Raw genomic sequence first — 26,355 nt, 5'->3', positions numbered from 1 at the left:
CGTTCGGGCAGAAAAAAAGCACTCCGAAGAGTGCTTTACTTATTTATTTTGATGAGACATTTCTCTCTAAATGAAAAGCGGCCAATTCATACGCTTCAGCTTTTACAGCCAAGATTGGGCAATCACTAGAGTGCCTTGAATCAACAACAAATCCATGAGATAGCTGCTTAAAATATTTAACTGCGTCTTCTAACGTATCTTTATTTGTATCTTTACGATCAGTCATTGCAGTGGCTTCCTTCTTACTTAGGTTTGGCAAAAAACTGGTTAACAGATAGTGATTTGACATTATTAAGCTGCTTTTCGAGAATGCTAACACACTCTCTTTTAGCTCGTTCAAATTCGTCTGCATTCGTACCAGGTTTTGATGGGCTAGTTAAGTAGTAGCCATCGATTAAACGCTTAGCATTTGCAAGCTCGTACTGGTTCATTTCCATCGTGGTTTCCTCTTTAATAAAAAAGGGGCATACCACTTCCCATTCGGGACAATGATATTGCCCCTTTGGGTTCATGCTGTCAGCAGCTCATCGAGCGCCTAATTTCATTAATGCGATAGTACAATACTTCGCTGTTTTTTAAATCACGTTCACTATACCAAATCCAGCAGGATAGGAAATGAAACATTAGAGCATGCATCAAATAATATCGAACAAACGAACAGCGTTCGTTCGCTTATTTGTGTTCGTTCTAAAATTGGTATATTATTTTTTCACTGGTTAATTTTGAGCTGACGATTATGACAACAACATCCATCCAAAACAGCATCCAAGAAAGAGTTAATAGCATTTGCAACGACCTTTATTCGAAAGGAACAAAGCCAAGTGTAAGACTGGTTTTATCAATGCTTCCGGATGTCAGTAGCACTAGTACAGTTCATAAATATTTCGCTAACTGGAAGAAAGAACTAGAAGCAAACCAACAGTCTCTTTACGACAAGCTTGGATTTTCTTCTGAATTCACACAAAGCTTTATGAAAGAAATCACACGCTTCGGAGTGGAAGCTGAGCAACGCTACAAAGAGCAGGCACAAGATGCTAACGAACAGCGGGATTTGGCTCTCGATGACCTAGAGCGATCAGAAGACAGGTTACATAAACAAAATTCATTAGTAAGTCAGCTAGAAAGAGAAGTGGCCGAACTGCAACAAGAACTTGCTACCGTTAAAGCAGAAGCAAAATCTGAATTGCAAAAGACCAACGAGCTAAATAGAGCAGCATTAGATAAAGAGAACGAAACACACACCGCGATTGTCACCGAGCTTAGACAACAATTAACCCAGTCTACCCAAGAAGCGAAATCCCTCCATCAGACGAATGAGGAATTACGTACTGAAATAGCAAAGGCAGAATTGAAGCTGGAAGGTAATCAGCAATATGTCGATGAGGTCAAAGCCCAAAATGCGGCATTGGTAGACGACAACAAATTATTGAACAAAGAACTTGCCGCTATCAATAAAACACTAGCTAGCCAAGAGACGGAGTTGACAGTCAACAGCAAGCTTATAAACAGTTTAGAATCTTCTACCAATGAATATAAAAAGTATATGGCATCAGCAGAAAGTGAATTATCTTCACTTAAACTGACCAATCAACATTTATCAAAACAGTTAGAAACTGTTACTGAGAAACTTGATAGAGCTAACACTAGTAACACAGAGCTACGTAAAACTCTTGAAGAGCAGTCGTCTGTTATAGCCAAGTTAACCAAATAATTATTATGCTATATAATTGCATTTAACCGTATTCTTGAAGAAGAGTTATAGTTATGGCAATGCATCATGTTACATTTCGCGCAGGTAGCAAAACTACTAGAAAAAAGTATAAAAAAGAGTCTGGAGCGCTCAATGCAACAAGCAAATTCTTAAAAACACATGAAAATACACCAATATCTGTAGTAACTATTTTTTCACCCCACCAATCAGTTCGTGTTTTTCGTTGCCATTCAGAACTAGAAGAAGGGAATTCTCAGAGCATACCTTTTTACAGCACAAAACGTTGGTTAGCACTTCGTTTTAAAGCTATAGAAAAATATGGGCCGCATTGTATGTGTTGTAATCGCAGTGCTAATGATGGAGTTCGCATCGATGTTGACCACGTATATCCAAGAAGCAAGTTTCCTGAGCTTGAACATGAGTTAGCTAATCTTCAGATTCTGTGTAACTTGTGTAATATTGGGAAATCCAACATTGTGATTAAAGACTTTCGAGGTCATGACGAGCAAACTGCATTGGCCAAGAAAATTTCAGAGCTCAATATACAAACGTAGAGTTTATCTTAACCATGTATCATAAGCGCCTTTGGGCTATGTAGGAAACGTAGATTGGACAGAAGCTGTAGCGAATGGCGGTAAACAAACAAAAAGAAAGCCACATTATTGTGGCTTTTCTGTCAGTTTAGCTAAGCACTCTTTATGCCCAAATGTCGAGCTTCTGCATCCATGATGTGTAACACTATTCTTCTTTTTTACCGGATTCCAAAACCTCACCATTTCAACAAGCATATACATAGTGTCAGCGTATTTTCCACATACCTCACATGGGCCATACTTCGCGCTACCCGCGTTAGTTCTGGATAGACGGTATGCAAAGCCCTTAACAAAATCCTGATTAGTAAAATACTTATCAGGTTCTTTCTCTATCATCGATAGCATTTTTTCTTGGGCTTCAATGGAAATTTCTACATCAACCAACTCTTCACCAGATTCCAGTTCTTGGACAACGAACCATGACTTATTGTTGAAGTGGTCAATTCTCTCTTTAACAGCTAACTCGTAAATACTCATATACGTGGTTTCCTCTTTCATAAAAAAAGGCAAACCACCGCCCCTAAAGGACAATGATATTGCCCTTTAGGGTTCGTGTTGTCGGCAGCTCATCGAGCGCCGGTTTTATTCAGTAGTGCGATAGCTTAAACTAGTGTTGGCTGAACTACCTCTGAAGAATTAATAGTTTCAATGAAACCTTCATCTTCGTCAGTGAAGCCCAACTGAAACCCCCTAATGACAACTTCATCATCAGAGCAGAATATCTCATCTTCAACGTTTAGCGATTTCAACCTCTCTGCCAACACAAACAGACTGTGCTCTCCCATATCAGCCTCATACTTTCCAGTACAATCAAAAAATGGGGCTACGCTACACTCACCGGCCAGAAGAGAAAAAGATTTAGCATGTTCACCTTTGTTTCGAATAAACAGTCTTCTGTTCCCATAAAGTACGATTTGTGATTGAACGATATCTTCTAACGTTTCAACAGTTAATATTGCACCATTCATAGTGGTTTCCTCTTTAATAAAAAAGGGGCATACCACTTCCCAATCGGGACAATGATATTGCCCCTTTGGGTTCATGCTGTCGGCAGCTCATCGAGCGCCTAATTTCTTTAATGCGATAGCACAATGCTTCGCTGTTTTTTAAATCACGTTAACTATACCAAATCGGCAGCATAGGAAACGTTCGGGCAAGAAAAAACCCCGTCGAGCGGGGTTTTGGGTATGATTAATACTCAGAATAGAATCATTACTTCGAGATGCATTCACCAGAACGATGCCCCCTTGAATCACAATAAGAGCAAAATGGTTGCTTGAGATAGGTATCACGACTTTGTAGCAAAGCCATTACTTCCCAACTCAAATAATCATCTTCACTTAACAGGCTATCACCATTTGGTCCATACATATACCCATGATACGTGTCATGCCAACTAAGTTGACTCTCTTCAGAGAGTTCGTCGAACCAGTGACCAACAGTTTTATGGGGTGCAATTGCGTCCATGAAATCGCGTTGATTTTCGCGCTCTTCAAAATAATGATCAATCGCCTGCATTCTACAATAGTGTTCCTCTTCAGATTCAGCCAAAAGCTCGACATATCTACTATTTATTTCCGTAATAGCGTCAGCGGCTAATGCGCGGATGAAACTCATATTGTCTTCGTGAATTTTCTGAATGTTCATAGTGGTTTCCTCTTTCATAAAAAAAGGGCAAACCACTTCCCAATCGGGACAATGATATTGCCCCTTTGGGTTCATGCTGTCAGCAGCTCATCGAGCGCCTAATTTCTTTAATGCGATAGCACAATGCTTCGCTGTTTTTTAAATCACGTTCACTATACCAAATCCAACAGGATAGGAAATGGTGTCGAAAAAAAAGGCCGCATGAGCGACCTTTTCTGAATTAGATAGGATTAATGAATTATCTGTTGTTAATATGCTTCCTGCCCCATTCTTCAATTTGAGGCGCATAATAATTAAGAACAGCAACTGCTATTACTACTGTTAATATAGTAATAGGTAAAGCCCATGCAACGAAGGTTGCACCACTTATACCTGTCATTCTATCCCTCCTAGAGCAAGCGCTATAAAGCCACTGACAATAAATAACAACACACCTAATATTAATAATACCACGGCAACTGTAAGTTGTGTAGGACTCAAATCTGGAACAAACCACGCAGTACCAAACCCAAGTATAAACGAAGCAACACCTACATCGATAGTCACTTCTTTCAACCAGACAATCATGCTAGTACGCATATGTCTTTTCCTTTTCCATGATGACCATCTAAATCAAAAGTCCGTTGTTTCAATGAATTCAGTGCTATCAATTCGGCCTTCATCATCATTAATTTCGTGATCCATTTCTGCAACAAGTTCTTCTATCTCCTGCTGTGTCATTGGTTTTTTGAAATCGATGCGTATTTTAATGTATGTATGTTCTTTCAAAGTAGTTACCTCTTTAATAAAAAAGGGGCATACCACTTCCCAATCGGGACAATGATATTGCCCCTTTGGGTTCATGTTGTCGACAGCTCATCGAGCGCCGTTTTTCTTTAATGCGAAAACAATAAGCTCCGCTGCATTTCTAAAAAGACTAAGAACAAAAAAAATCAGCTGTTTGACCATCTTTGTAAACATGATTAATTTGGTAACTAGACATATTTATACAAAATTCAATATAAATATCTCGCTCACCATCCCAATCTTGCTCAACTTTAACGTGATCAAGGAAGTACTCCTTTGCTCGTTCACCGTCAATAGCGTTGACAAAGACCATAACATCATCTTCGTCGCTAACACGCCCAACCACAACATATGTGTCTATCTCGATTGACTTGGCTTTATTGTATGTGACTACATAGTCTACTGAATCACCACAACTAATTTTTTCATCAAATCGAGTTACATTGTTCGCTATACCAGAATCGACAAGATACTTTTCAACGCACTTAAAAAGTTTGCCTTCAGCATAGGGATACCATGCTTCATTTTTTAAACCAGCCAATGTTTTTTCCGTGAAATGAAACATTCGGATGGATGGCATAACTATAATTGTCATTGTTTCACGTTCAGACATAGTGTTTTCCTTCATTATTTAGTATTGAGAAAACACTACCTTCGAGGAATGTGTTTCCCCAAGGGTTAATGCGATAGCACAGAGCTTCGCTATTTTTACTTCTATTTTATGATGCCATAGCAATAGAGCTGTATACCTTTAACATGAAAATAAATTCTCACCGCAAAAACGTCTTTTAGGGTATACCTTTTTTAGACCACTTAATTTTTAGTTCTATAAACCTGTTTTAGTATGTATATTAGACTGCATTATAAATACCAATGTATAAAAGACTATCATGCGTTTTTACGGATATTTAAGAGCATCATCAAAAGAACAAGATGCAGCCAGAGCAAAAAGCTCGATATGTGAATTTTCCGAAACTTTAAATTTCTCAATAACGGCATTCTTCATAGAGAATGAGACAGGAACCAAATTAGAACGACCAGAACTCATTAGACTACTAGATATCTGCGCCCCTGGAGACGCTATCGTAATAGAATCCATAGACCGGCTAACCCGTCTTAATAATAAAGACTGGCTAAAACTAAAACAGAGGTTAAGCGAGAAAAGAATTCGTATTATTGCTGTAGATGTTCCTACAACGCATACATTAGTAGACATGAATGACGAAATTACAGCGGTTATCATGGAACTAATAAACAATCTCATCATTGATCTCATGGCTATATTTGCAAGAAAAGATTACGAACAGAGGAAAGAGAGACAGCGTCAAGGAGTGCAAAAAGCTAAAGCTATGGGCAAATACAAAGGAAGACCTAAAAACGAGGAACGAAGGGATAAAATAAGGCAGTTACTTAATGCCAAGAAGTCAGACGGAACTTCTTATTCATGGACTGAAATACAGGATTTAACAGGTTGCAGTCGTGGCCTAATAGCATCGGTAAAAAAGAATTAAAGAGGGGAAAGCATACCCCCTCTTCACTTTAATCATAACATCCCATCTTTAATGCGCGACTAATATACCGGCTTTCAGGCATTCTATATCCATTTAACAAAATGTGGGAGTGTAATAAAGATTCATACAGGGTAGCTTCTAACTCTCTGTTTTTTGGTGTTCAGAGTTAAGTTTACAAAAATAAAGTCTCATACCAGAGCGATGTTTGTAGTTTTTTGCCAACATAGTTCAAGTAATAAAGTGTCATACTCAATCACCAAGAGAGTCATTTTAGCGATGGCTCAATACCGAGAAAACTTGCAACGATTTACCATTTTTCTGCAACACGGTTGCCGATAACTCACTCAACCTTACCAATTCCTGCAACAAAAAGCTGAAATCATGCAAAAACTTACCAGTTGAAGTGTCTTATGTTTACCACTAAATGTGGTGTAGCTTGCCACCATGCGAGTATGGAACTCTATTATTCAGTATGAATCTTTAATACTCTCTGACACCACCCCGACATTGTGGAAGCCTTTCACGCTTCATTGTCATTACTCAAAGCCAGCACAAAAACAGGAAAGGCAATAAATACCGTTCGGAAGGTATACGCGGCCCTGAAGGAAAGCGCCAGCACTTAGTTTTACTAATGCATTCTCAATTAGCGCCTTTGGGCCATGTAGGAAACGTTCGGGCAAGAAAAAACCGCCACAAGGACGGTTTATATTCATAGCAATTTAATTAAATTAAAATATCCATTACTTTAAACTCTTTTATAAGCTCAATACTCCAATGATATCAACTGCGTTATCTACATTAAGGCTCTTTATACCTTCTCTAATTTTTATGTAATAACCTGGAAGACTTGGATTTTCATAAACAACAAAATACAGATCACTTTCTCTTTCAAAGCTTATATATCCATCAGGGCGAAGAGGGGTGATTTCTTCATATATTTCTACAAACAATTTCTCGATCAAAGGCATCAAGTTCTTGTTGACAGCTAGAGCAAGCTTTTCCTTCTCTAGTCTCTCAACGTCCTCTCGCTTAATACTATTTACATAACGCAATTCACTCTCTAGGTTAATGACTTTTTGCTGTACCTCATCTAGTTTCCTCTTGTTCATAGAGTGTTGTTTACGTACATCAATAGCAATTATATCGGGGAAAACTCTAGCAAATTTCTTATTCTCTGAAAGAAGAAAGCTATTTAGTGTAGAGACTGCTATTTCTTTTTGAGTATTTGAAAGATTAGCTTTGTACGCCTCCCTATTTTTTATGGGTATCCAATTGAACTCCAACACAGGGCAATATAGCTTTTCATCGTCACGCTTCCCTTCGCCTACGTAAAGTTCACGCAGCTTTTGAAGTTTAGACTTTGACTTTCCTGCATCCTCAAGTATTGCTGCTCGACAATCATTGATATCCGTTCCCTTAATTTTTATAACCTTGAAAAATGAGTTCCTTTCATAGTTCCTATCGAACTTTTTTTTAGCTCTTTTATCATCAGCATTAGGTGTAAATACACTCTTAAACCTTTCTCTTGAGTTCTCAAACTTTACTTTAGCGTTCTCTATAGCAGCCTCATTTTCCCTATCTTGCGCTTCATAATCACTGACCACTGATTTCAACGGCTCCAGCTCTTCGTTTAGGGCACTAAGGTTCTGCTTTATTCTCGACAATTTATCCTTAACACTATTGAACTCGACATCAACTAAACTATCAAAATCCTTTCGTTCTAAAGCGTGGTCAATAATAGATGTTCGAGACATTTCCCCCTGCGCTTCAAGCAACAGGTTTAGCTCGCCATTATTATTTAAATATCGCTTAACCTTCCCTCTCCATTCTTCATAATCTTCGTAATCAACACCAACCAATGATGCGTTTGACGTAAATACCTGTATATTTGCTCTTACCGAATTAAGCTGGACTTCTTCTGCTCTTACACTTGCAATCGTTAGAATGCAAAACATCAAAATGCACATTATATTTTTCACATCTCTTCCTATTATCTTTATATTCATTGGCCAGTTAGGAAAACAACAATCACGTTCAATAACGGGGATTTTTCAAGGATTGAAACCACGGATAAACTATGGATAACATACACGCCATGTTGCCCACAGCCTCTCCCATTACCCCACCGTTATCACTTAAATAACAACAAACTATTGGGCTAGATTTCATAATAAAACCGATCTATATCTGGAAAAAGTTGAAAGCAATACGCATTTTCACCTTGCATAAAAAGCACAACTTCACCATCCTCTGTGAAAGAAACTTCCCCTCCCTCGGAAAGGACAAAGTTTTTGGCAATTTCTATACCTTCAACAAACCCAACCCTACTATTTCTTAACTGCATTAGATAAATATCTAGTGCAGACATTTATTGTCCTTCACCACAGTGATTATGATCCTCAACTCTCAACAGTCCTAAGTCACCTTTGTTATGCTCTAACAAAACTAGATGATTCCCCCCTTCATAGACGCTTATCTTCTTTCCTTTGTATTTTTTTAATAAGGGGATCGAATACTCAAATGTAAGGGCAAACTCAATCATCTTCCGTAACTCAGTAATGTTCACAACAGACCAATCTAGAGACAACTCCTTTAGCAATTCCCCTCTTACGACTCGATATTTACCATTTTCTAGCTTTTCTACATGAATCATCTTGTATTCCTTATGATATAAAAAACAAAAGCACCAATATGTTGATGCTTTCATGTGTGCTTCTATTTTAAAAGTTCACGATATCGCTCTATACCTCGCTCTGTCCAACCAGCGGTACAGAAACCTAATGTTTGTGCATATCCATACATTTCAGCTTTTTGCACTAAGCTTCTCTGACCGTCATTTGGCGTATCATTCCACCGATTGTAAGCGTTGATAGCCTCCTTCAGCTCGATAAACTCTTTAATAGAAAAATCGTCACAATTAAATTCGACCGTGACACCCCATATCGCTTTGGGCCAATCCGGTGAAATAGGACTGAACTTGGCCTTACTATCGTTTACCTCATAGCAGGAGTATTTCATTCTTCCTCCTGTAGGTGAGGGATATATCACTTCTAGCCCAACCTCGATCTCACCTTTCTTTACTTTTCTCCCATCAGAATGCGTCATTCTCATTAAATTTGTGTGTACCATCATCTTCTCCTATGCGAAAGCACCAAACTTCGCTTTATTAGTTGAGTAATGACCTTATCAAATTTCTCTAATAATAATGTACGGAACAAAAAAAAGGCCTTACGGCCTTCTTTATCGGTTCAAAACCATTATCTTTGTATGAACGTTTGCTAGCGCAAAAGTGTTTTCCGGTAACTTCTCTACTTCTTCAAACAACGGATGGTTGTATGAATCAGGCACAAGAATAACCATACTACTTTCATCGCTATCATTAAGCAGAGACAAAGCTGTGTTTATATGTTGTTTACAACGTTTAAAAGGAGGGTTCATCAATATATGACTAAAGACTCCTTTATTTTTCTGTGCAAACTCCAAAAAGCACATATTGTGGATTTCTACATTACCCACAATATTTTCACGTAGGCTTACTGACAATTGGCAATGCTTTTCAACAGCAGTGATATCCAAGGGGCTTACACCACTATCTAGTAGCGCACATATCAATTTCCCAGTTCCAGCCGATGGCTCTAATACTTTTCCATAAAATGGGTTTAAGTATTCAACCATACGCTTTGCTACATCATCTGGCGTTGTGTGACATTCAGTACTCCGATCTACATACATAGGTTCGTCAACTTCATTCACGTTCGCAACAACAGTATCACGCCTTCTCTTTTTAACGACTCCGTAAAGCGGCTTATTAGGCCGCATATAAACAGAAGCATCCATTACGCAACAGTTTCTAATGGTGATGGATGTACTTTTGAGTCTGTCAAAAATACACAAACCCATTCAGCTCGCCATCCTTCAACCGCACTATTAGGGTTTTTGCAGATTTTTACGCGATACTTTCCACACTCAGAAGGTTTCACACCTCGATAGTCAGAATGAATGTCTGAATATTGAGACTTAGAAAGTTCAATTTGCCTAAGCGTTTTAGTTTCACTCCACATCATGACCTTTAGCTCATCAGCCTTGAAATTCAATATTGGCGGTTTAGCCGCTTTTTTTAATGGAACTTCATAACCAATTGAAACCATCAGATCACACCATTCACTATCTGACATCGATAAAGCTTCGCCATCACCTAAATGTACAGGTAACGGAACAGAAGAAGATAAAACCCACTGCCCCTCTACTTTTTTACATTGAGGATCATGTGTTCCATGTTCTCTAGCAAAACCTTTAATGACAGTCGCATTAACTGTGCCAGTGTATCGAGCTGTCTCACCAAGCATATAACGCTCGTATCCAAGCCTATTTAACAAATGTTGAATCGACCTTGAACAATACTCATTACAGGTAAGATTTTCTGCCCATTTTAGCGCACCACTGATCACATCGTCGGTAGTCATTCCACCTTTGCTCAATAGCGAATAGTAACCGTTAGGCGATGTGGCACCGGTTTTCAGCTGAGCGCCAACATAACTACTCACCAATAGGTCTCGCTTTTCTATGTCATCAATAGCTTCTAGCTTGCCCCAGAGAGATAAGCAGATAAACCCATGATTAATACGACGCTGATAATCACGCAAATCCTTCAATAACGTTTTAATACGTCTTTGACGTACACCCACATCATTTTTGTAGTTAGCATGCCTTTCAACACCCTCTGCGCGATAAAGCCAGTACGACACTGAAGAGGCTTTTTCATTAGCCTTTTCAATTAACCGTTTAGCCTTTTCTACATCTTTTCTCGCTTTACGTTCAGAATGATGTCCAACCAAAATTGGCTGGCCCATATTCATTCTTTCGGCAATACGATTTGATGCAAGAACAAATGCCTCAGATTCACGCTCTCTTTTTGATGCTAAAGCTTCTAACCTATCGGCCTTTGCTTCAGCACGCTCCAAAAGCGTTGTTTCTTCAGCAACGATTTCTCCAGCCAAATCACAGAGCAGATCTTCGCGACCTGGAGACCATGCCGCCCAAAATAGCTTTTGAAGCGGCGCCCAATTAAACTTGTGTTCACTCAGTTTCTCATAGGCATCATCACCAACTCTATCACCATCAATGTACAGCCTAAGTTTGTTATCTTCAGGACTGTATGTTGCTTTACTGATATTTATATTCATCTTCTTTTCCTTTTTACGATGGCACTAAGCCTCGTGATTAATAACTTCACAATCACAATAACACTTTATTTCTCTTCTATTCGGCAGATAAAAAAAAACCTCGCTGAAGCGAGGTTTTTGTGTGTTATCCCGATTGAAATTAAGAAGCTTTTAAAAAGTGAATATCACCCTTTAAATACTCTTGCTCTTCATCACTCATATCAACAATTGGATATCGATTATTGAGATCAACAATCAATGAACGTCCATCATTACGATGTGCGCCAAAATGAAGCTCAATCATGCCGTCTGCCTCGCGACTCCAAACACGCTGAGATGTGCATGTTAAAATATCACTATAACTTTCGAGGGGGTTAGAAAAATAACCTTTCCGATAGTTATCAGCTGCATCACGGCTATAGTCGTCTGTATAATAATAGTCCTGCTTATATGATCTGAATTGTCCATTGGCTAAAATCTTTCTCAAATGGACTACTGTCCATTTTTTCGGAATTTTAGCCACAGGCTTTACTCGATCTAAATCAAAAGGCGAGAACTGTTTGTTCCCTGGCACATTATCACGATACACACGCACCGTATGAGTGCCTATAGTGACCTCTGCTCTAACCCCTTGATATTGCCCTCCATCAACAAAATCCAGTGATTCAAGCCATTTCCAAACCCCTTTAGGCGTTTGAGAATTACATAGCTCGTTCAATATTTCAGAAAATGCTTCCATGAAGTGTCCATCTCCATTTCTGTCATAACAAATACGATAGCCCGTACTTTGTTTTCCAGTCTTAAAAGCATTTTCCAAGCTATAAAGGGCTAAAACATCGCCACCATAGTAATAGCGATACTCTAAATTTAAATCCTTTATAAAGGTTGAATGTTTACTCGGATTGAACCAAGTAAAATCACCGGTTTCTCCACTATCTACAATCTGCCATGCTTTCTCAGCCATCGTATCGACTGAATAAAAGCTTGGGACAGTAGCTTCATGAAGGGGATCATTCATCCAGCTATCGCTAAATGCACGATTTCTTCTTGAGACAATAGAACCTTCTATAAGTCCTAGCGCTCCTTCTAAAGATTTTGATACTAACTCCCACGCCCGATTTACATCGGTCATCGTGTAAGTAATACCATGCGCTTTAGCTCTATCAGAGTGAACTAGCAAAGCTGCTTTTTTATACAACTTCTTTAGACCTTTACCATCTTCAGCACTACCAAAAGACAATAAGCAAGTTACAGCATCATTTAACGTTTTCATTTTCTCTTTTCCTTAAATACGATGGCACAAAGCCTCGTTGTTTGATTATTCATCTTTAGATTATCATTACCGGCATATGTAATTAGCTGACTGAAAAAAACTACTTAAGGAATACGTAATGGAATGGCTGTCAAAAGTAATCGAAATGGTAAAACTACCAACAAAGTTCATAGTTTTAATATTTTTAGTATGTAGTGCATTATTATCGCTCCCTGCAACGTATTTAGAACGATTCAAATTAGCCGAGTTTTCAAAAGAATATGACTTATATATCGGTTTTGTTGCTTTAGTTACAGGTGTCTTAATTGGACTTGAAACGATAATTTTAGTTTGGAAAAAATCTGGGGCTTATTTATACAAGAAAAAATATACGAAAATTATTAAAGAACGAGTGCATTACTTAGACCCACATGAGCAAAGTGTGCTTCGTGAGTTCATGCTGCAACAAAAACGTTCAATACGTTTACCAATAGATGATCCAACAGTATCAGGTCTGATAGAAGCAGGAATACTGCGTACAGTAGGGAATTACGGCTACCAAAGTCACGTTGGAAAGGTTTTTAGCCTTGCAATTACAAATATTGCCAACAAAACCTTAACACTTGAGAATATCGAAATGCCTGATGATTTAGATAATCCCGATTCTCTTGTGTTTTTAAAGAATAATAGACCTCCATACATACAAGAAGTACTCTCAGAGCACTAATGCATATCAATACATTCAAAATCTCTCTCTATTAAAAATACTTGCTCTTTGTCTATCTTAGAATAAAGCGCTTTGTCATTGGCTAACTGTACATTAAATACGAAATCCTCCCATGCCTCGCGAGGTGTATCTGATACCCCTTTAATAACATTTGGTTGAACTGCTATTGATGCGCCATGTAGATTATAATCTTCTTTTTTACACACACAGTAGCAACGCATTGATTTACCTTTCAGCGTAAACGGGAATCTAATAATATCTTGTATATCTGAACACATATATTTTTGTCCTACATATAAAAGAAGCCTCAAAAGAGGCTCTTCGTTTACCTTTACTGGGTTTGTATTATATCGTGCCACATGGGAGCCAGCTGACAATCAGATAATTTTAACCCCTCGATGTCATGAACATTATCGTTACCGTAATGCTCCCTGATAGATTTTTCCGCTTCATTAAAGTCACTAGCAATGATAACGGGTGATCGTCTCATCAATTTAGAATTAATATAGCCATTGTCCGATTTGGAAATAGTTACAGAAGCACAGTAAATAAAGCGCTCCCTATTACCGCCCAAATTCTTCCATTCTTGAATAGTTTCTGTGTCTATTGTCTCTTCAGACTCCACCCAGTTACTATTCATAGCCAAAGCTTTTGCAGGTATTTCGTTAAACCATCGTCCATCTTCAAATACCACATCAACCAAAGGTCTCTGGCCAATGTAATACCGTTTAGTTACTGCTCCTTTTAATACACCTTTACCACCACACCATAAGATAGTGTTATGCATACATCTTCTCCTTAATACGATGGCACAAAGCCTCGTGTTATTTAGTTCTCCATTAGCTTAACAAGTGGTGCAGACAATATTTCGCAGCAAAAAAAAAACGAAGTCCCTTGGACTTCTTTTTCTATGTCGTAAGAAAAAACTACAAAAGTAGCTCACGTGCAAGCACGATTAGTATTTTAAGACACTTCAGTCCCACCCCTCGGTGCAAAATCCATTTAGTAAAAACATCCTAGCCATATAAAACGAATACATTATATCGCTTGTAAACCATTTTCGTACATCTGAAAAATATTAATCCCAGAACAGTTTCAGTCTATTTTACATATACATCTTGTTTTTTAGACTCAATATGTAATATTCTACATGTAGAACCATTAATACGTTTATATCATCTCCCCTGCCTTATATGAGGTAGGTAGTCTGTGTTCAGCCATAAATATATAGAAGAAATGCTGCTACGCATTGCTTCTTTCCATATATTTATGGCTGAACATAATAAAGTGATAATAAAGGCAGAGAGGTAACATAATGAATACATTACTAATTTTTTTACTTAAACTTCCATTTAAAGTATTTTTCTTCTTAATCGAGGTTAGCTGTAAAACCTCTTTTGAAGATAGCGACCAGTATGAAAGAAAATGGGCTTTTGAGCCACGAGGCGAAAATGGCGATATGATTGCAGTCGTTAGAAAACACATAAATAAAATGTGAAGTCGACATTATCATTAATGACGACCTCGCATTAGTCAGCTAAAGAGATATACCCTTATTTCGCTTTACCCTTAGTAGCATCAACTTTATCTGGTTTTTTCCCCTTACTCATAACTTCTTTTTGGGTTTTACTACCGGCTTTATTAGCGGCACTACCTGCACTTCCACCAGGGTCACTTGCAACATTCCCCAATTGAGCACCAACTTGCATGCCAGCTGCTGTAAGAAGAGCTGTGAAAATTGTTGGAAATCCTAAAAAAAGGCCGTCTGTCAAATATTGGCCCAGTAACATAGTATTAGGCCGCGTGATATCCCCCACCCACAAGTCACCGCTTCGCATCGTACTTTCTATCAAGCTTTGTTGGAGAAGCAATGATATTTCCCAAAGAAATGGCCAAAACATTACTGAACCAATAAAAAAATGAATACCTACGGTAAACTTAAGTCCAAACTGTGACACTATCAGTGCTAAAGGAAGGCAAGCAACAATCGCAAAGATCAATGCACCTTTCGCTATCGGGGCTGCTAACTGAATCATACTAGCTCCGGCAAAATTACCGAGAACAGCACCAAATGTTCCAACAGTTCCAACAATACGAGAAGCTGTAGCAACTAATCCATTCGACTCACTCTCCCAACCATAATCTTTTACTTCCGCACCTCGTATTCTATTTATAGATACCGGATTAAAATAGGCTAAGCGCAGCATTTTATCTTCTGTACTTTCTGACATTAACCAATCTGGACCATCGAGGATACCAGCCAAACGTTGAACAATCGGATTGTTCTCACCAAGTGCAACTGGAAGATGGTCGACCAATCTAGATCTAAGCGATAAATCATTCGTAGTTACACTAACCCCTGAAAATCCAGAGCCAATACCCTGCCACCATTCACGACAACTAGGAAATCCACCTATTTCGTGTATGCATGCTCCACCACAATCACCTTCCATCTCACTCATTACCCACTTAGACACATTTTGGTTGTTTCTCGCTCCTTGCCAACCTTCCAACAGAACATGAGAATAAAATCCCCTACCTACATTTCCATAATACGCATCATTCATAAACCCTGCATGACCTGGCCAAGGTTGGTCTGACGTATCTGGATCTTCAATCCACGGCATACCTCTATCGCCCTGTCGAACTACCAACGATTTTGCAGGAACAAAGCATTGCCGAATAAACTCTTTTGTCTCAACAAGTAAAAAAGGATCTTTTATTCGAGTATTAAGTAACTCCTGACTCACTGCCGTTACATTAATTGAACAAGGCAATCGATTGATAGCTTCAACTGAGTACCCCGTCATATATGACATCACCATTTGCAGACCAACTGGCATTCTTAACGTACTACCCGATACTTCAACCAGTATATCGTTTGGGTTTAGCTGTATACGATAAGGGCTCGCAAGGCTGATATCTTCTTCTATATATACTGCCTCAGTGTCTTCACATTGCTTTGTATATTGAGTCATATTGTCAACTTTGAAAGGAACAAGAGGCCACGCAAAAAACAATATAGAAAACATCGCCAAATAAATCTTTACTTCTAATCTTTTCAACATAAAACCAGAGTCAGAAAACGCTTTTCCAGACTCCGATGTATCTTTCATCACTTCTAAAAATATGAATATCAACGGCAATAAAAGAAGCTGAGAATCGACTATGATTCCCCATAAAATATTGAGGGTATATACCCCTACGCTGATAAAATAGAGGTCTGACACACTCGTAAATGTCATAACCCACCTCGTGAAACAATGCCTACAATCTCTATAAATAAAACCATCGTTAAGAAGGTTGGCCACCGAGCTACAAGCTGTTCAGTGAACTCTGCAATTTGTTCATCATTACCGCTAAACTTCTTTCTTGCCACATACTGGCAACATAAACGCCAACGAAAACCTATATAAATAAATGCTCCATATTTCAGAAATCTTAGATAGCTATACAAACTCGTCCACGCACTATCCATACTTCCCAACGTTCTTGTCCATTTGGCTACATCAAGACTAGCAATCCCTACCAAAACTATTAGAGCAATTGTTATTAGGATAAGAAATTTAAGCGAATATTTACCAACTACTCCTAATTTCATATTTAACCTCTACCAGACTCTTTTAGCCCTTGTGTAAAGCGGTACTCGCTAACTCCCGAACCACTATCCTCACCACTTCTAATCGCTTTTCTCGTCTCATAACGTCCAAGCAATGTAGCAACTGCATCGCCTCTAGCAACACGTTTTAGTTCAAGCTCTTCTTTGATCATCATGACTTCATCCGAAACCATATTTATTTTGGCATCGATGATTTCATTATTTTTTGGAACAGAAGAAAAATTTGCATCGCCTCTACCAGCGATAAGTATTCGTCTTGCAGCAAGGAGCTGATCTACCACTCTCAAAAGCGCTACATCTTGGGAAACTCTATCAACGAAAAGCCCACGCATGACCGTTTCATCTCTGAGCGCCATGATTACACCTTCTCCAATAAGGACATCGTTAGAGCTTACACTTTTTAGATCATCAATAGATGGCGTTGCGTCACTTTCGACAATTTGAATAAGCAGCTCTCTTACTGTGGATGCCTCATCAGCAATATATCCATAAACACCATAACCTGGTATTTCCGAAAGCTTCGTACATTCCTGACATGTTGCGTATTTAACATCGCCCACTACACTCACAATCCAGTCTTGCGCATCACGCGCAGAGGCCCATATCTGCTCTACCCATCCGATCATCGGTTCACCAGAATTACTCTGCGTCCCTCCACTACTATTTCGCGCATAACCTTCTTGGATAACATCAATAACAGGAGTACACATTTTTATGCCGAACGCCCCACACATTTCGCCGCCCATTTCAACAACACCGGCTTCGCCTTTGTTCTCGTCAGCACTGTCGACCTCTTCAACCAAATCAAGGTCTTCCTTGCCATCCTCCTCTTTTTTCGCGAATTCCATCCATGCGCTCGCATCCAGAAGCTCACCAAGACCATCTGAACTATCCATATAACGCTTAGACATATCCCTGCAGTGCGCAGCACTGACATCAAATATGTCCTCTCCACTCAAAATGCTATGATTTAGCATTTCATACAAACCTGGATCTTCTCTTTGTATAAGTAACATAGGGTAGTTAATAATAAATCCTGTAACACTGCTAACTACATCACGATACAATTTCCCAAACTTACTTTTGGCATCATTCATCATCCCTGAAACTGAAATACTCGCATCCCAACCGCTGCAACTCGCACCTACATTCCATCCAAATTCTGGAGCATTAATATCAACAGTAGGCCGCATCCTCCTATTAGTAACACCTCTATTGCTACCGATGTGATAATCTAATAGTGGATCAAGCTCTTCCATCACAGTGTTTAAGCCAGATGCATTTCCTGACTCCTGTGCAGTGGTAGAAAATGCAAATGTAATACAAATACACAATGCTATTTTTTAATTTTTACCATTTGACCTTCCATAAGAAAAAATAACCATCAGGACGTTTGCAGCACTCATATTTTCGCCAGTAGTGCCATACGTAATCTCCGTCTTCTGAACGATAATCGCTCCATCCTTCAATATCTGTTTCAGTTGGTTCTTTCACTGTTTTATCTCCAAAAATATGGCATTCAGACTCATAGTTTGGATAAAGCATCTGCCACTTACCTTTATCAGAAGACCACTCTTCTATTTCCATTTCAGGTAAATAATACTGACCTTCGGGGCCATCTAAGCTAGCTCGATACAATCCAAACGCGCCATTAAAGACGATATCCATAGACCTTTGAGCAATAACAGAACTCGCTTTGAAGTGGTCATGATTTAAAACAACACCGGCTCTTGGGTAGAGAAATCCCCATCGCGTCGTGTCATATCCTGCATTAAATTGACCATCTTCCCTCTCCCCAATGAATCGATTACGACCAGTAAAATTGAGAAGCCCGTCCACCAAGCCGGTATTCCAAAACCAAGGGTTAGAACGACTTATAAAGTAAGGCTTGAAAGGGGTACTCCCTGGTTCACACGCCAATCCTAGCGGTAAGCTTTCTAAAAGATTTATAAGGAGTTGGGATGAGGGACTACCGTAGACATCAGCAAGGCGATAAGTATTTGCAACGCGGCTATGATCACCTTTCTGTGCATGCTCAGTTCCCGTTGTATTTGATATCCAACCGGTAGCGAAATCTGAAAAGCCACCGCTAATTGGTTCAGGGGATTCTGAATCGTAAATCGATACGAAAACATCTGGAGTGTAATGCTCTATAACCGCAGTAGTTTTAACACTACAACCACTGAGGTCACACTTCATCCAAAAGCATGTCCCTTTTAATTCGAAGGCGGCACAACTTAGAGTATCTGTAGAACCTGCTTTGATAAAATCGTCAAACGAAACATCTGCTCTGACGGGAGGGGAAATTAAAGCACTAGCGCCTATTACCAACGCGATAGGCGTTGATTTGATTAAGTGCTTTAGTAATGTTTGGCTGGCCGTATATGACAAAGTTATTATCACTTTCACTATATATGACGGCTGGTATTTTCTTTATATCGTAATCTACCACTTCGTTTAGGTATGCATACGATAAAGGGAGATCATCGACTAATGATTTTAACGTAGAGTCTGAGGCAACTTTATTTCTACCCCACATCTCCATCTCATACTCACTTAATCGAGGCCCTTTGTATACCAAGCGTCTGTTAATTTCTTTCTCTATTCTACTTGGCTTTGAAAGGTCAAAGAGCCTCACATTATAATTCTTTGGAACACCACTTAATTGCTCATATCGAGAGTCGTATAACACGGTTATGACTCCATCAGCGGCATATGTACTCGATGCTGACACTATGCAATAACACATCGAAATTAGTAAATAAACCTTACTCATCATCTACTTGCCCTAGACTAGAAATAAAGCCAATCGCATCATCAAATGACAGGTTCATTCTATTCATCACAGACTCAACCGCATCACGGGCTGTAACGAGATCAACTAAAAACTCACTATTACTAATTTTTGCGTATCCCAACTCTCTCTTATAGTGGTCAAAGTGATCTTTGGTCTTATCTAACACGCTGACCATTTTGTACTTCTTCTTAGCGCCACCACCTAACTCCTCACGGTTACGTGCCGAAAGATATTTAATTAACCCTAACCGCATACGGGTATGTAATTTGACATTGTAAACATCATCCACTGCATCTTGGAGCTCTCTCGAAGTTGCTGCATTAATGATGGCATCTCTGTGCTGAAGAAACGCCTCATCATTCAACTCAAGCTCACTCAGATTAAGTTTCATATGATCAACAATTGCCTGTCTTTCGCACATATCCCAACGACGAAGACTACGACCCTTACCTACCACATCAATATTCCACTCTTCTGTAATTTTATTCATTATTTTAAACGTATTTATTCCCATTCTAATAGTCTATTTTTCTTCATGTAGAATTTATTAGCCTAATTGACTAAATTTCTACCTAATTTATAGGTGAAATACTTCCCGAATCATTGAACTACTATTACAGCTTGTGGATTTGTGTCATAACTCAAAGTCCGACCTGTCGGGATGTGCGTGATCTGTGGTCTCGCATTATAAATGCGGTATCCTTGTAACGATGAGTTCACAAATATAGTCTGTGAGCACGTAAGGCCTAGGCCTGAACATGTGGCGGCATTTGGTTGAAAGAATATCTGCCAATCGGCAGGGTTGCTAAACTCATACCGCGTTCCATCTGCCGAAAGGCGGTCACCAACAGAAAAGATTACAGTACCTCTACCACTAAATCCTCCCACCGGAATGGTCTGCGCACAAAAGCTTTCAGAAACCGGTGTTTGGTATGTAGTGAAAATACTGCATCCTGATAGAAGATCAGAAAACGGATCTAATTGTGAAGAATTCTCCCAATAAATGGTTTGTGAACTATTCACCAAAATGGTTGGATATTGTGAATTAGTAACACGTATAGTTACACCATTACGTTCCACTTCCCCTGCCTGTAACGTACCGGTCACCTCACAAGTTAAAAAATGTGCTTCGTTACCAGGCGGAAGCGTACCAGAAGAACAGACTTGCCCTCCTGCATTACGACTCCATGTGTAACTACACCCCTGCAAACAGTTTCCTACCGTAGCATAAGTAGTACTGGAGAACGATGACTGAGAGGCTACTTGATAACAATCACTACAACTTGTTCGCACAGAAGGCCTATCACCCAATGGCGTTGAATTGAAGAAATCAGTAGCTATAACATCGCTCGCTGAACGCGCACCATAGTGTGCGTTTTGAACAACAAGAGATACTTGTCCAGTGGCGCGCTGCTGTGCCGTCAACCCTCTTTTAACTACAACACAACTAACACTTGCACTTCCACTCTGACCAACGACACCAGACGTACACCCACTGCTTACTGAAATATCACCAGTAACTACCCATGAATAATTGCACCCTTGTCTACATTGACTAACTACTCCTGATACTGTCGCTGTGAAGTCAGTTCTCATAGCACTCTGCTCACAATCCGAACAGGTAATGTTAGCCGATGGGTCTTGAGGGATACAGTACATAGTATCGTACATGCAATCATCTAAACGCTCTTGCCACAACCCCAACTCATCAGCCGCATCGTTCAAATCAAGCCGCACAGAAGATATATTCCCTTCGTTTTGATTTATTAATACTGCGTTGTTACTCATAGTATTGCGGTTACTAGCAATCGCATCTCTATTTACAACAATTTGGCTTGAATTATTCCGCGCATTATCAAATGCAAGGGATACCCTATCTTGTGTATCTAAAATACTGGCACTGTTAGTGTCTAGGGCAGTTCTATTACTACTAATACGTGTAGTATTAGTAGCTATCAAACTCCGATTACTAGTAACACGTTGACTATTTTGTCCAACTAAATCAAATGCATCCGATATCATGTCACCGGTTTGAGCGACATCATTGTTATTTCCACTAATATTGAATGCATTAACCCCAATGCTAGTAGCATTAGAAGCAATGTTATTGCTATTGTTTTGACGCTCTCTCTCATTAGCTGATGACAGTACATTGGCTGACTCTATATTCCGCTTTGATTGCGCTATTGCTTGATAATTAATGTCACTTTCCGACTGATTAACATCTATCTGATTACTATTGCGAAGAATATCCCCTCTATTAACGGCTATCCGATCCCTATTATCGTTACTTATACCTTGTGCTATCGCTATGTCTGATTTTGATTTTTCAATAAGAGAGCCATGACTTTTGATGAGACCACCATTAATACCTAAGCGATTAAAATTTGTATTGACGGAAGAGGTATCTGTAAAAAAATCTTCTTGTGCATAAAAATCCGCGCCACTATATGTACCGCGAACATCTGCTTCCCCTATCTGGCCTGAACCACTCACGATGCTAATTCCATCAATAAAACCAGTAAGCGAAAGTCTTTGTCCGGTAGCAATCCCAATAATACTACTGTCACTGCTCAAACTATTTGTTTGTACATTCCCTAGTAACCAGCTAGTTCCTTGGCCCTGTGTAAAACTCAATTCCGTAATCGTGGCACTATTAGCTCTAACATCAGAACCTAAAGCACTAACATCAATACTCTCTGACACCAAAGAACGTGCCATCATGGAATTCGTCGTCATTGAATTTGATTCGACATCCCCAAATCGGGAATTTTGGTAATTTACACTACGTCCAGAACTACGTGTTAAATTCCCCCTCTCTGATCTCAAAGACTGAACACCTAAAACAGCACTACTAATATTTTCAATCCCACGAATATCATTTCCGTTTAACGAAACATCATTACGACTATATAAATCACCGTTCATAGCCAATGAATCTGAAACAAATGAGAGCTGTGAACCGTTATCCTCAATCGCGTTTGGGCCGAGTAAAAGTCGCTCTGTAACATTGAATGTTTGTGTTTCTAATGCTCGACTTTCTATGCTATCAAAACGGCCAGTAACCGCTTCAGCTTCATTGATATTTGGCACATCATTTCCGGCCATATCAATGCTTTGCTCCAGACGATTTCTATTAAACTCATTATCTTGCCAACGTTGAATAGAATCGACTAAATAGTGCGAACGGGTCGGAGGCTCAACCAAAAATGTTACTTGATTACCATTTACTACTGGATTAACAACAAAGCGGGAAAATGCCCTAGCCATTACTTCTGTTGGTACTTGAACCGTCAATAAGAGATCTTCACCTTGCGGTACTTGTGAGACAAAAAGAGAGTTGGCGGCATTGACACTCGTAACCCCATACTCAGCCATACTATTAACATCACACCAGCTTCGCGTATCGTTATAACAAGCATTTAAAGCGTTAATTCTTTCCATCGCTTGCGCCCGATATCCATCAACTAGCGATAAGCTCCCTCTCTGACCTTCAGTGACGATACTCTCTAAACCAATCCACGCTAGAAGCGTGATAGTAACAAGGATTGCAGCTACGTTAGGATATATACTACCTACTTGTCGCATGTTTACCACGAGCATCCCCCTTGACTTCGACACGTTTCAAGTTGTGTACGAAGAGATGCCACACCCGTTTCGATCTGTGTCGCTCGGTTTTGTAGAACACCAATATCACTAGCGTTTGTTGTGATACGTCTTGCATTATCTCTGGCCAGCGCTTCATTACTGACAATATTGGTAGCGTTAATACCTATAGCATCGCTATTCGATACAATCTCAGAATTGAGATCTGTTAGTCTTCTCGAATTACTTTGATTTAGCACCTCATTGGCTAATATTGCATCAGCATTAGCTTGCACTTGAGTAGCATTTGTTGATGCATTCTGCGTATTTACTGCAATAGCATCAGTGTTTGTTTGTATATCCCCTGATAGGTTATTCAACCTATTACTATTGAGTTGGTTATTATCAGTGTTTGTAGCAATATCTGTTACATTCCTCTGAATCTGTAAACTATTTGCCGCGATGTCATTTTTATTACTATTAATGTCATCACTATTTCTTTGGATATCGTCAGAGAGGTTACTAAGTAGCGTAGCATTGACTTGTATAGCATCTCTATTAGACGCTATGTTGGCCGCATTATTTTGAGCTCGCTGTGTATTTCCAGCAATGTTTTGCGCATTATTGCTTATTTGTTGTGAATTGGTTTGAATATCCTGATCGAGACGCGCAAGGCTGTCGGCATTATCTTGAATCGCATCTGAATTCTCAGCAATATCCGCTGTTTGCTGATCAATTTGCATCTTATTACTGTTAACAGATGAATCCGATGTCGAAAAATCAGTACCTTCGAAACGGTTAGCCGTAGTAGTACCACTCACATTAAGTGAGCCAAACGAGCCACTGTTGAAACCTGCACTTCCAGAATTTATTGCACCAGTTAAAGAAAGCGAAGTCCCACTTGCAACGCCAATATCCGTAAATTCCGAAGATATACTCGAAGTTGTTATCCCTCCAGATATAGCCAATGAATTGCCAGAAAGTACCTCACTACTTAAGTTACCAATGATGGCGTTATCGCTATCGAGAGAATTTGTTGTTGTCTCAGTCGCATTAACAATCTCACCATTGAAATTTGTAATTTCAGCGGTTTCACTTGTTATATTTTCTGTACTAATGTCACCAAATATCGCAGATTGATATTCTATAGAAACACCGTTTAACTCTTCAATATCTCCAGATACAGCGGATATATCAGTAATATCACCTTGCATTGCAGCAAGGTTGCTAACACCGCTTATATCTGTGTTGTTTCCATTAAAATCACCTAAAAGAGTTAATCCACCACCTATTGATGTACTCTGGGCATTTATTTCAATCGTGTTACCACTGAACCCAATACTATTAGCACCTAAAAGAATCTCTTCAGTGACATCGAGATTACTCACTTGCAAATTATTGGAAAACAGGTTTTCTATTCGACCAATATTACCTTCTATTTCATCAGCACCAGAGATATCCTGTCCTCCGGCATCTAACGCCACCTCCATCCTATTACAGTTCTCAATTCCAATATCTCGACGACAAAGCATTTGGTCTGCAACTGTTTCTATTGTTGAAATTGAAGACGTTAGAGTAACTATAGAGCCATTGAAAGAAGCACCATACTCCAGCAATTTCCCTGCTAATCGCTCGGCTTGCAAAGGGTCACGAGCTGGTATTGTTATCACATATGAACGCCCTGATGGTGAAGATGCACCTGAGATATTACTGCCCCAAGGCATAGTTCCATCGCCAGGATAAAACTCTGTTCCAAAAAGCTCGTTGAGCGTTGCTGGATTTCGTCTATTCACAGCTCTATATCGTTTAAAACCACTTACGACATCCTTGACTACAGCAATCCCTTGCTCATCAAGCCTGTTTTGCATGTCACTTCTCAGAAACGGTAACGAAGCAATACCAATGACACTTAACAAAGTAAGTGCAATTAACACCTCAACAAGTGTTAAACCTAACTGCTTACGCATACTTTTCCTCCACAATTAAAATGTTTAACATCCAGAACCACCGCCAAACGCTCGCAAGTACTCATTTGTTTCGACCTTTGATGCATTGCCATTAGCTTCAATAGGTAACATCCATGTAGCTTGATTTCCCGAAACCGTAGTATTTGATTGATTAGATGCTGCAATTTCGGCATCCGACTCACTTTTAAATGTTAACGTATAATATGTAGCCACATGCGACCCCAAAATAATTTGTATGTCACTCAAAATGGCATTGGAAGGAAACTGAACACTTGTTGCAGATGGAAGAAGGCCATCTGCAACTAAACTTGTAATTGTAGGATTGGTGACTCCACCAGATAAACACTGACCGTTGTAATAAAGCTGTACTGCTATGTGCAATCGCTCTATTACTACCGGTGTTTGCCTTAGATATGTATCTCTATTACTACCTATTATCTGCTTCATGATAACAATAGAGAATAGACCACTTATCAGAATAACCAGCAGAACTTGAATCAGTGAATATCCATGTGGTTTCATTTAGATATTACCGAAGGTAACAGCTAAGCTACCGCTTGAACACGAAACAGACCTTACTCTGCCTGTGTACATCGCAGAAAGCCTTGCACAATGCGCTTCTGATGTAACACCGGTCGCATTAACCGTAAACTGATTAGTAGCAGCACCACTAATGGAATAATCACCACCATATGGATTTGACCCTGTACCAGTACCCCATGTGGCACTGTCTAGATAACCAAGACGAACTAACTCAGCAAAATCACAAGTAGAGAAATTTCCACCTTTCAACGCACCACACTTCATAACTTGCTGAGATAGCTCGCTTACTTCTCGTGCCAACTCCTCAGCTTTAGTATCGCTCAACTGATCCATAACAGCCTTAGTAGTGATAATTGCTAAAATGCCAACTACGACCATTGCAATCAACACATTAATAAGTGTCACACCTCGTTGTTTTTTCAGATTTTTTGCTAACATTTGCTTTCTCATCTTTA

33 protein-coding genes are annotated in these 26,355 nt (G+C 39.4%); 5 read left to right on the top strand and 28 right to left on the bottom strand.

The annotated features are described in order from the left end of the window. Positions 1-43 precede the first annotated feature (43 nt). Positions 44-226, bottom strand: a complete 183-nt coding sequence (locus tag EYR97_RS19455) for a hypothetical protein (protein WP_131095494.1) — start codon at positions 224-226, stop codon at positions 44-46. Positions 227-242: 16 nt separating this feature from the next. Beyond that, complete coding sequence (locus EYR97_RS19450) at positions 243-512, bottom strand: hypothetical protein (RefSeq protein WP_131095493.1); 270 nt, start codon at positions 510-512, stop codon at positions 243-245. Between the two features lie 224 nt (positions 513-736). Between EYR97_RS19450 and EYR97_RS19445 the strand changes: the two genes are divergently transcribed. Both EYR97_RS19445 and EYR97_RS19440 read left to right on the top strand, forming a co-directional pair. Next, positions 737-1,711 (top strand): DNA-binding protein, encoded by a 975-nt coding sequence (locus EYR97_RS19445; RefSeq protein ID WP_131095492.1) that lies wholly within the window; start codon positions 737-739, stop codon positions 1,709-1,711. 53 nt (positions 1,712-1,764) lie between these two features. After that, a complete protein-coding gene (locus tag EYR97_RS19440; protein WP_131095491.1) occupies positions 1,765-2,265 on the top strand; it encodes an HNH endonuclease in 501 nt (166 codons plus the stop codon). A 105-nt stretch (positions 2,266-2,370) separates the two neighbouring features. Here EYR97_RS19440 and EYR97_RS19435 read toward each other — a convergent pair whose 3' ends face one another. The 7 genes from EYR97_RS19435 to EYR97_RS19410 all read right to left on the bottom strand — a co-directional run bounded on the left by EYR97_RS19435 (position 2,371) and on the right by EYR97_RS19410 (position 5,350). Further along, complete coding sequence (locus tag EYR97_RS19435; RefSeq protein WP_131095490.1) at positions 2,371-2,781, bottom strand: hypothetical protein; 411 nt, start codon at positions 2,779-2,781, stop codon at positions 2,371-2,373. A 125-nt stretch (positions 2,782-2,906) separates the two neighbouring features. Then, positions 2,907-3,347: a hypothetical protein gene (locus tag EYR97_RS19430; RefSeq protein WP_131095489.1), complete on the bottom strand. Its 441-nt coding sequence runs from the start codon at positions 3,345-3,347 to the stop codon at positions 2,907-2,909. 169 nt (positions 3,348-3,516) lie between these two features. Beyond that, a complete protein-coding gene (locus EYR97_RS19425) occupies positions 3,517-3,951 on the bottom strand; it encodes a hypothetical protein (protein WP_131095488.1) in 435 nt (144 codons plus the stop codon). Between the two features lie 238 nt (positions 3,952-4,189). Further along, positions 4,190-4,330, bottom strand: coding sequence for a hypothetical protein (locus EYR97_RS21975; protein ID WP_165478113.1), 141 nt, complete (start codon positions 4,328-4,330; stop codon positions 4,190-4,192). Then, complete coding sequence (locus tag EYR97_RS19420; protein WP_131095487.1) at positions 4,327-4,530, bottom strand: hypothetical protein; 204 nt, start codon at positions 4,528-4,530, stop codon at positions 4,327-4,329. Before EYR97_RS19420 ends, EYR97_RS21975 begins: the two co-directional genes overlap by 4 nt. A 33-nt stretch (positions 4,531-4,563) precedes the next feature. Next, the gene (locus EYR97_RS19415; RefSeq protein WP_131095486.1) at positions 4,564-4,794 is read right to left on the bottom strand and encodes a hypothetical protein; all 231 of its coding nucleotides are present in this window, start codon (positions 4,792-4,794) and stop codon (positions 4,564-4,566) included. Positions 4,795-4,867: 73 nt separating this feature from the next. Continuing rightward, positions 4,868-5,350 (bottom strand): hypothetical protein, encoded by a 483-nt coding sequence (locus EYR97_RS19410; protein WP_131095485.1) that lies wholly within the window; start codon positions 5,348-5,350, stop codon positions 4,868-4,870. A 277-nt stretch (positions 5,351-5,627) separates the two neighbouring features. Between EYR97_RS19410 and EYR97_RS19405 the strand changes: the two genes are divergently transcribed. Continuing rightward, the gene (locus tag EYR97_RS19405) at positions 5,628-6,248 is read left to right on the top strand and encodes a recombinase family protein (RefSeq protein WP_131095484.1); all 621 of its coding nucleotides are present in this window, start codon (positions 5,628-5,630) and stop codon (positions 6,246-6,248) included. A 755-nt stretch (positions 6,249-7,003) separates the two neighbouring features. Here EYR97_RS19405 and EYR97_RS19400 read toward each other — a convergent pair. From EYR97_RS19400 to EYR97_RS19370, 7 genes are all read right to left on the bottom strand, one after another. Further along, complete coding sequence (locus EYR97_RS19400; RefSeq protein WP_131095483.1) at positions 7,004-8,227, bottom strand: hypothetical protein; 1,224 nt, start codon at positions 8,225-8,227, stop codon at positions 7,004-7,006. 179 nt (positions 8,228-8,406) lie between these two features. After that, complete coding sequence (locus tag EYR97_RS19395; protein ID WP_131095482.1) at positions 8,407-8,616, bottom strand: hypothetical protein; 210 nt, start codon at positions 8,614-8,616, stop codon at positions 8,407-8,409. Next, positions 8,617-8,901 (bottom strand): hypothetical protein, encoded by a 285-nt coding sequence (locus tag EYR97_RS19390; protein ID WP_131095481.1) that lies wholly within the window; start codon positions 8,899-8,901, stop codon positions 8,617-8,619. It abuts the gene before it with no gap. A 62-nt stretch (positions 8,902-8,963) separates the two neighbouring features. Beyond that, positions 8,964-9,380, bottom strand: a complete 417-nt coding sequence (locus EYR97_RS19385) for a hypothetical protein (RefSeq protein WP_131095480.1) — start codon at positions 9,378-9,380, stop codon at positions 8,964-8,966. A 108-nt stretch (positions 9,381-9,488) separates the two neighbouring features. Beyond that, complete coding sequence (locus tag EYR97_RS19380) at positions 9,489-10,085, bottom strand: methyltransferase (protein WP_165478112.1); 597 nt, start codon at positions 10,083-10,085, stop codon at positions 9,489-9,491. Beyond that, entirely contained in the window at positions 10,085-11,431 is a 1,347-nt protein-coding gene (locus EYR97_RS19375) for a DUF3560 domain-containing protein (protein ID WP_207308073.1), read from the bottom strand. The genes EYR97_RS19380 and EYR97_RS19375 overlap by 1 nt, the downstream gene beginning before the upstream one ends. A gap of 139 nt (positions 11,432-11,570) precedes the next feature. After that, a complete protein-coding gene (locus EYR97_RS19370; protein WP_131095478.1) occupies positions 11,571-12,683 on the bottom strand; it encodes a hypothetical protein in 1,113 nt (370 codons plus the stop codon). Positions 12,684-12,801: 118 nt separating this feature from the next. Between EYR97_RS19370 and EYR97_RS19365 the strand changes: the two genes are divergently transcribed. After that, positions 12,802-13,389, top strand: coding sequence for a super-infection exclusion protein B (locus EYR97_RS19365; protein ID WP_131095477.1), 588 nt, complete (start codon positions 12,802-12,804; stop codon positions 13,387-13,389). Here EYR97_RS19365 and EYR97_RS19360 read toward each other — a convergent pair. Beyond that, complete coding sequence (locus EYR97_RS19360; RefSeq protein WP_131095476.1) at positions 13,386-13,667, bottom strand: hypothetical protein; 282 nt, start codon at positions 13,665-13,667, stop codon at positions 13,386-13,388. The two genes, EYR97_RS19365 and EYR97_RS19360, sit on opposite strands and share 4 nt — an antisense overlap. 53 nt (positions 13,668-13,720) lie before the next feature. Then, on the bottom strand, positions 13,721-14,176 hold the full coding sequence (locus tag EYR97_RS19355) for a hypothetical protein (RefSeq protein WP_131095475.1): 456 nt from the start codon (positions 14,174-14,176) through the stop codon (positions 13,721-13,723). Positions 14,177-14,704: 528 nt separating this feature from the next. Here EYR97_RS19355 and EYR97_RS19350 point away from each other — a divergent pair. After that, positions 14,705-14,887 carry a hypothetical protein gene (locus tag EYR97_RS19350; protein ID WP_131095474.1) on the top strand — a complete coding sequence of 61 codons (183 nt, stop codon included), beginning with the start codon at positions 14,705-14,707 and terminating at the stop codon, positions 14,885-14,887. Between the two features lie 55 nt (positions 14,888-14,942). On the opposite strand, the gene EYR97_RS19345 is transcribed toward EYR97_RS19350, so the two are convergent. From EYR97_RS19345 to EYR97_RS19300, 10 genes are all read right to left on the bottom strand, one after another. Continuing rightward, complete coding sequence (locus EYR97_RS19345; protein ID WP_131095473.1) at positions 14,943-16,634, bottom strand: conjugal transfer protein TraG N-terminal domain-containing protein; 1,692 nt, start codon at positions 16,632-16,634, stop codon at positions 14,943-14,945. After that, on the bottom strand, positions 16,631-16,990 hold the full coding sequence (locus EYR97_RS19340) for a hypothetical protein (RefSeq protein ID WP_131095472.1): 360 nt from the start codon (positions 16,988-16,990) through the stop codon (positions 16,631-16,633). The genes EYR97_RS19345 and EYR97_RS19340 overlap by 4 nt, the downstream gene beginning before the upstream one ends. A gap of 2 nt (positions 16,991-16,992) precedes the next feature. Continuing rightward, on the bottom strand, positions 16,993-18,342 hold the full coding sequence (locus EYR97_RS19335) for a hypothetical protein (RefSeq protein WP_131095471.1): 1,350 nt from the start codon (positions 18,340-18,342) through the stop codon (positions 16,993-16,995). Between the two features lie 16 nt (positions 18,343-18,358). Then, complete coding sequence (locus tag EYR97_RS19330) at positions 18,359-19,411, bottom strand: TIGR03756 family integrating conjugative element protein (RefSeq protein ID WP_258313270.1); 1,053 nt, start codon at positions 19,409-19,411, stop codon at positions 18,359-18,361. Further along, positions 19,323-19,787 carry a DUF1525 domain-containing protein gene (locus EYR97_RS19325; protein WP_131095469.1) on the bottom strand — a complete coding sequence of 155 codons (465 nt, stop codon included), beginning with the start codon at positions 19,785-19,787 and terminating at the stop codon, positions 19,323-19,325. The genes EYR97_RS19330 and EYR97_RS19325 overlap by 89 nt, the downstream gene beginning before the upstream one ends. Further along, positions 19,777-20,262, bottom strand: coding sequence for a hypothetical protein (locus tag EYR97_RS19320; protein ID WP_141354805.1), 486 nt, complete (start codon positions 20,260-20,262; stop codon positions 19,777-19,779). The genes EYR97_RS19325 and EYR97_RS19320 overlap by 11 nt, the downstream gene beginning before the upstream one ends. Positions 20,263-20,405: 143 nt before the next feature. Then, a complete protein-coding gene (locus EYR97_RS19315; protein WP_131095467.1) occupies positions 20,406-23,402 on the bottom strand; it encodes a hypothetical protein in 2,997 nt (998 codons plus the stop codon). Beyond that, a complete protein-coding gene (locus tag EYR97_RS19310) occupies positions 23,396-25,357 on the bottom strand; it encodes a prepilin-type N-terminal cleavage/methylation domain-containing protein (protein ID WP_131095466.1) in 1,962 nt (653 codons plus the stop codon). Before EYR97_RS19310 ends, EYR97_RS19315 begins: the two co-directional genes overlap by 7 nt. 24 nt (positions 25,358-25,381) lie before the next feature. After that, on the bottom strand, positions 25,382-25,879 hold the full coding sequence (locus EYR97_RS19305) for a hypothetical protein (RefSeq protein ID WP_131095465.1): 498 nt from the start codon (positions 25,877-25,879) through the stop codon (positions 25,382-25,384). Further along, complete coding sequence (locus EYR97_RS19300) at positions 25,880-26,350, bottom strand: type II secretion system protein (protein ID WP_131095519.1); 471 nt, start codon at positions 26,348-26,350, stop codon at positions 25,880-25,882. Between the last annotated feature and the right edge of the window lie 5 nt (positions 26,351-26,355).

Source organism: Alteromonas sp. KUL42 (genome assembly GCF_006538325.1).
Taxonomy (GTDB): Bacteria; Pseudomonadota; Gammaproteobacteria; order Enterobacterales; family Alteromonadaceae; genus Alteromonas.
Note: the sequence above shows the minus strand (reverse complement) of the source record. Positions and strands in the feature narration are given on the sequence as shown.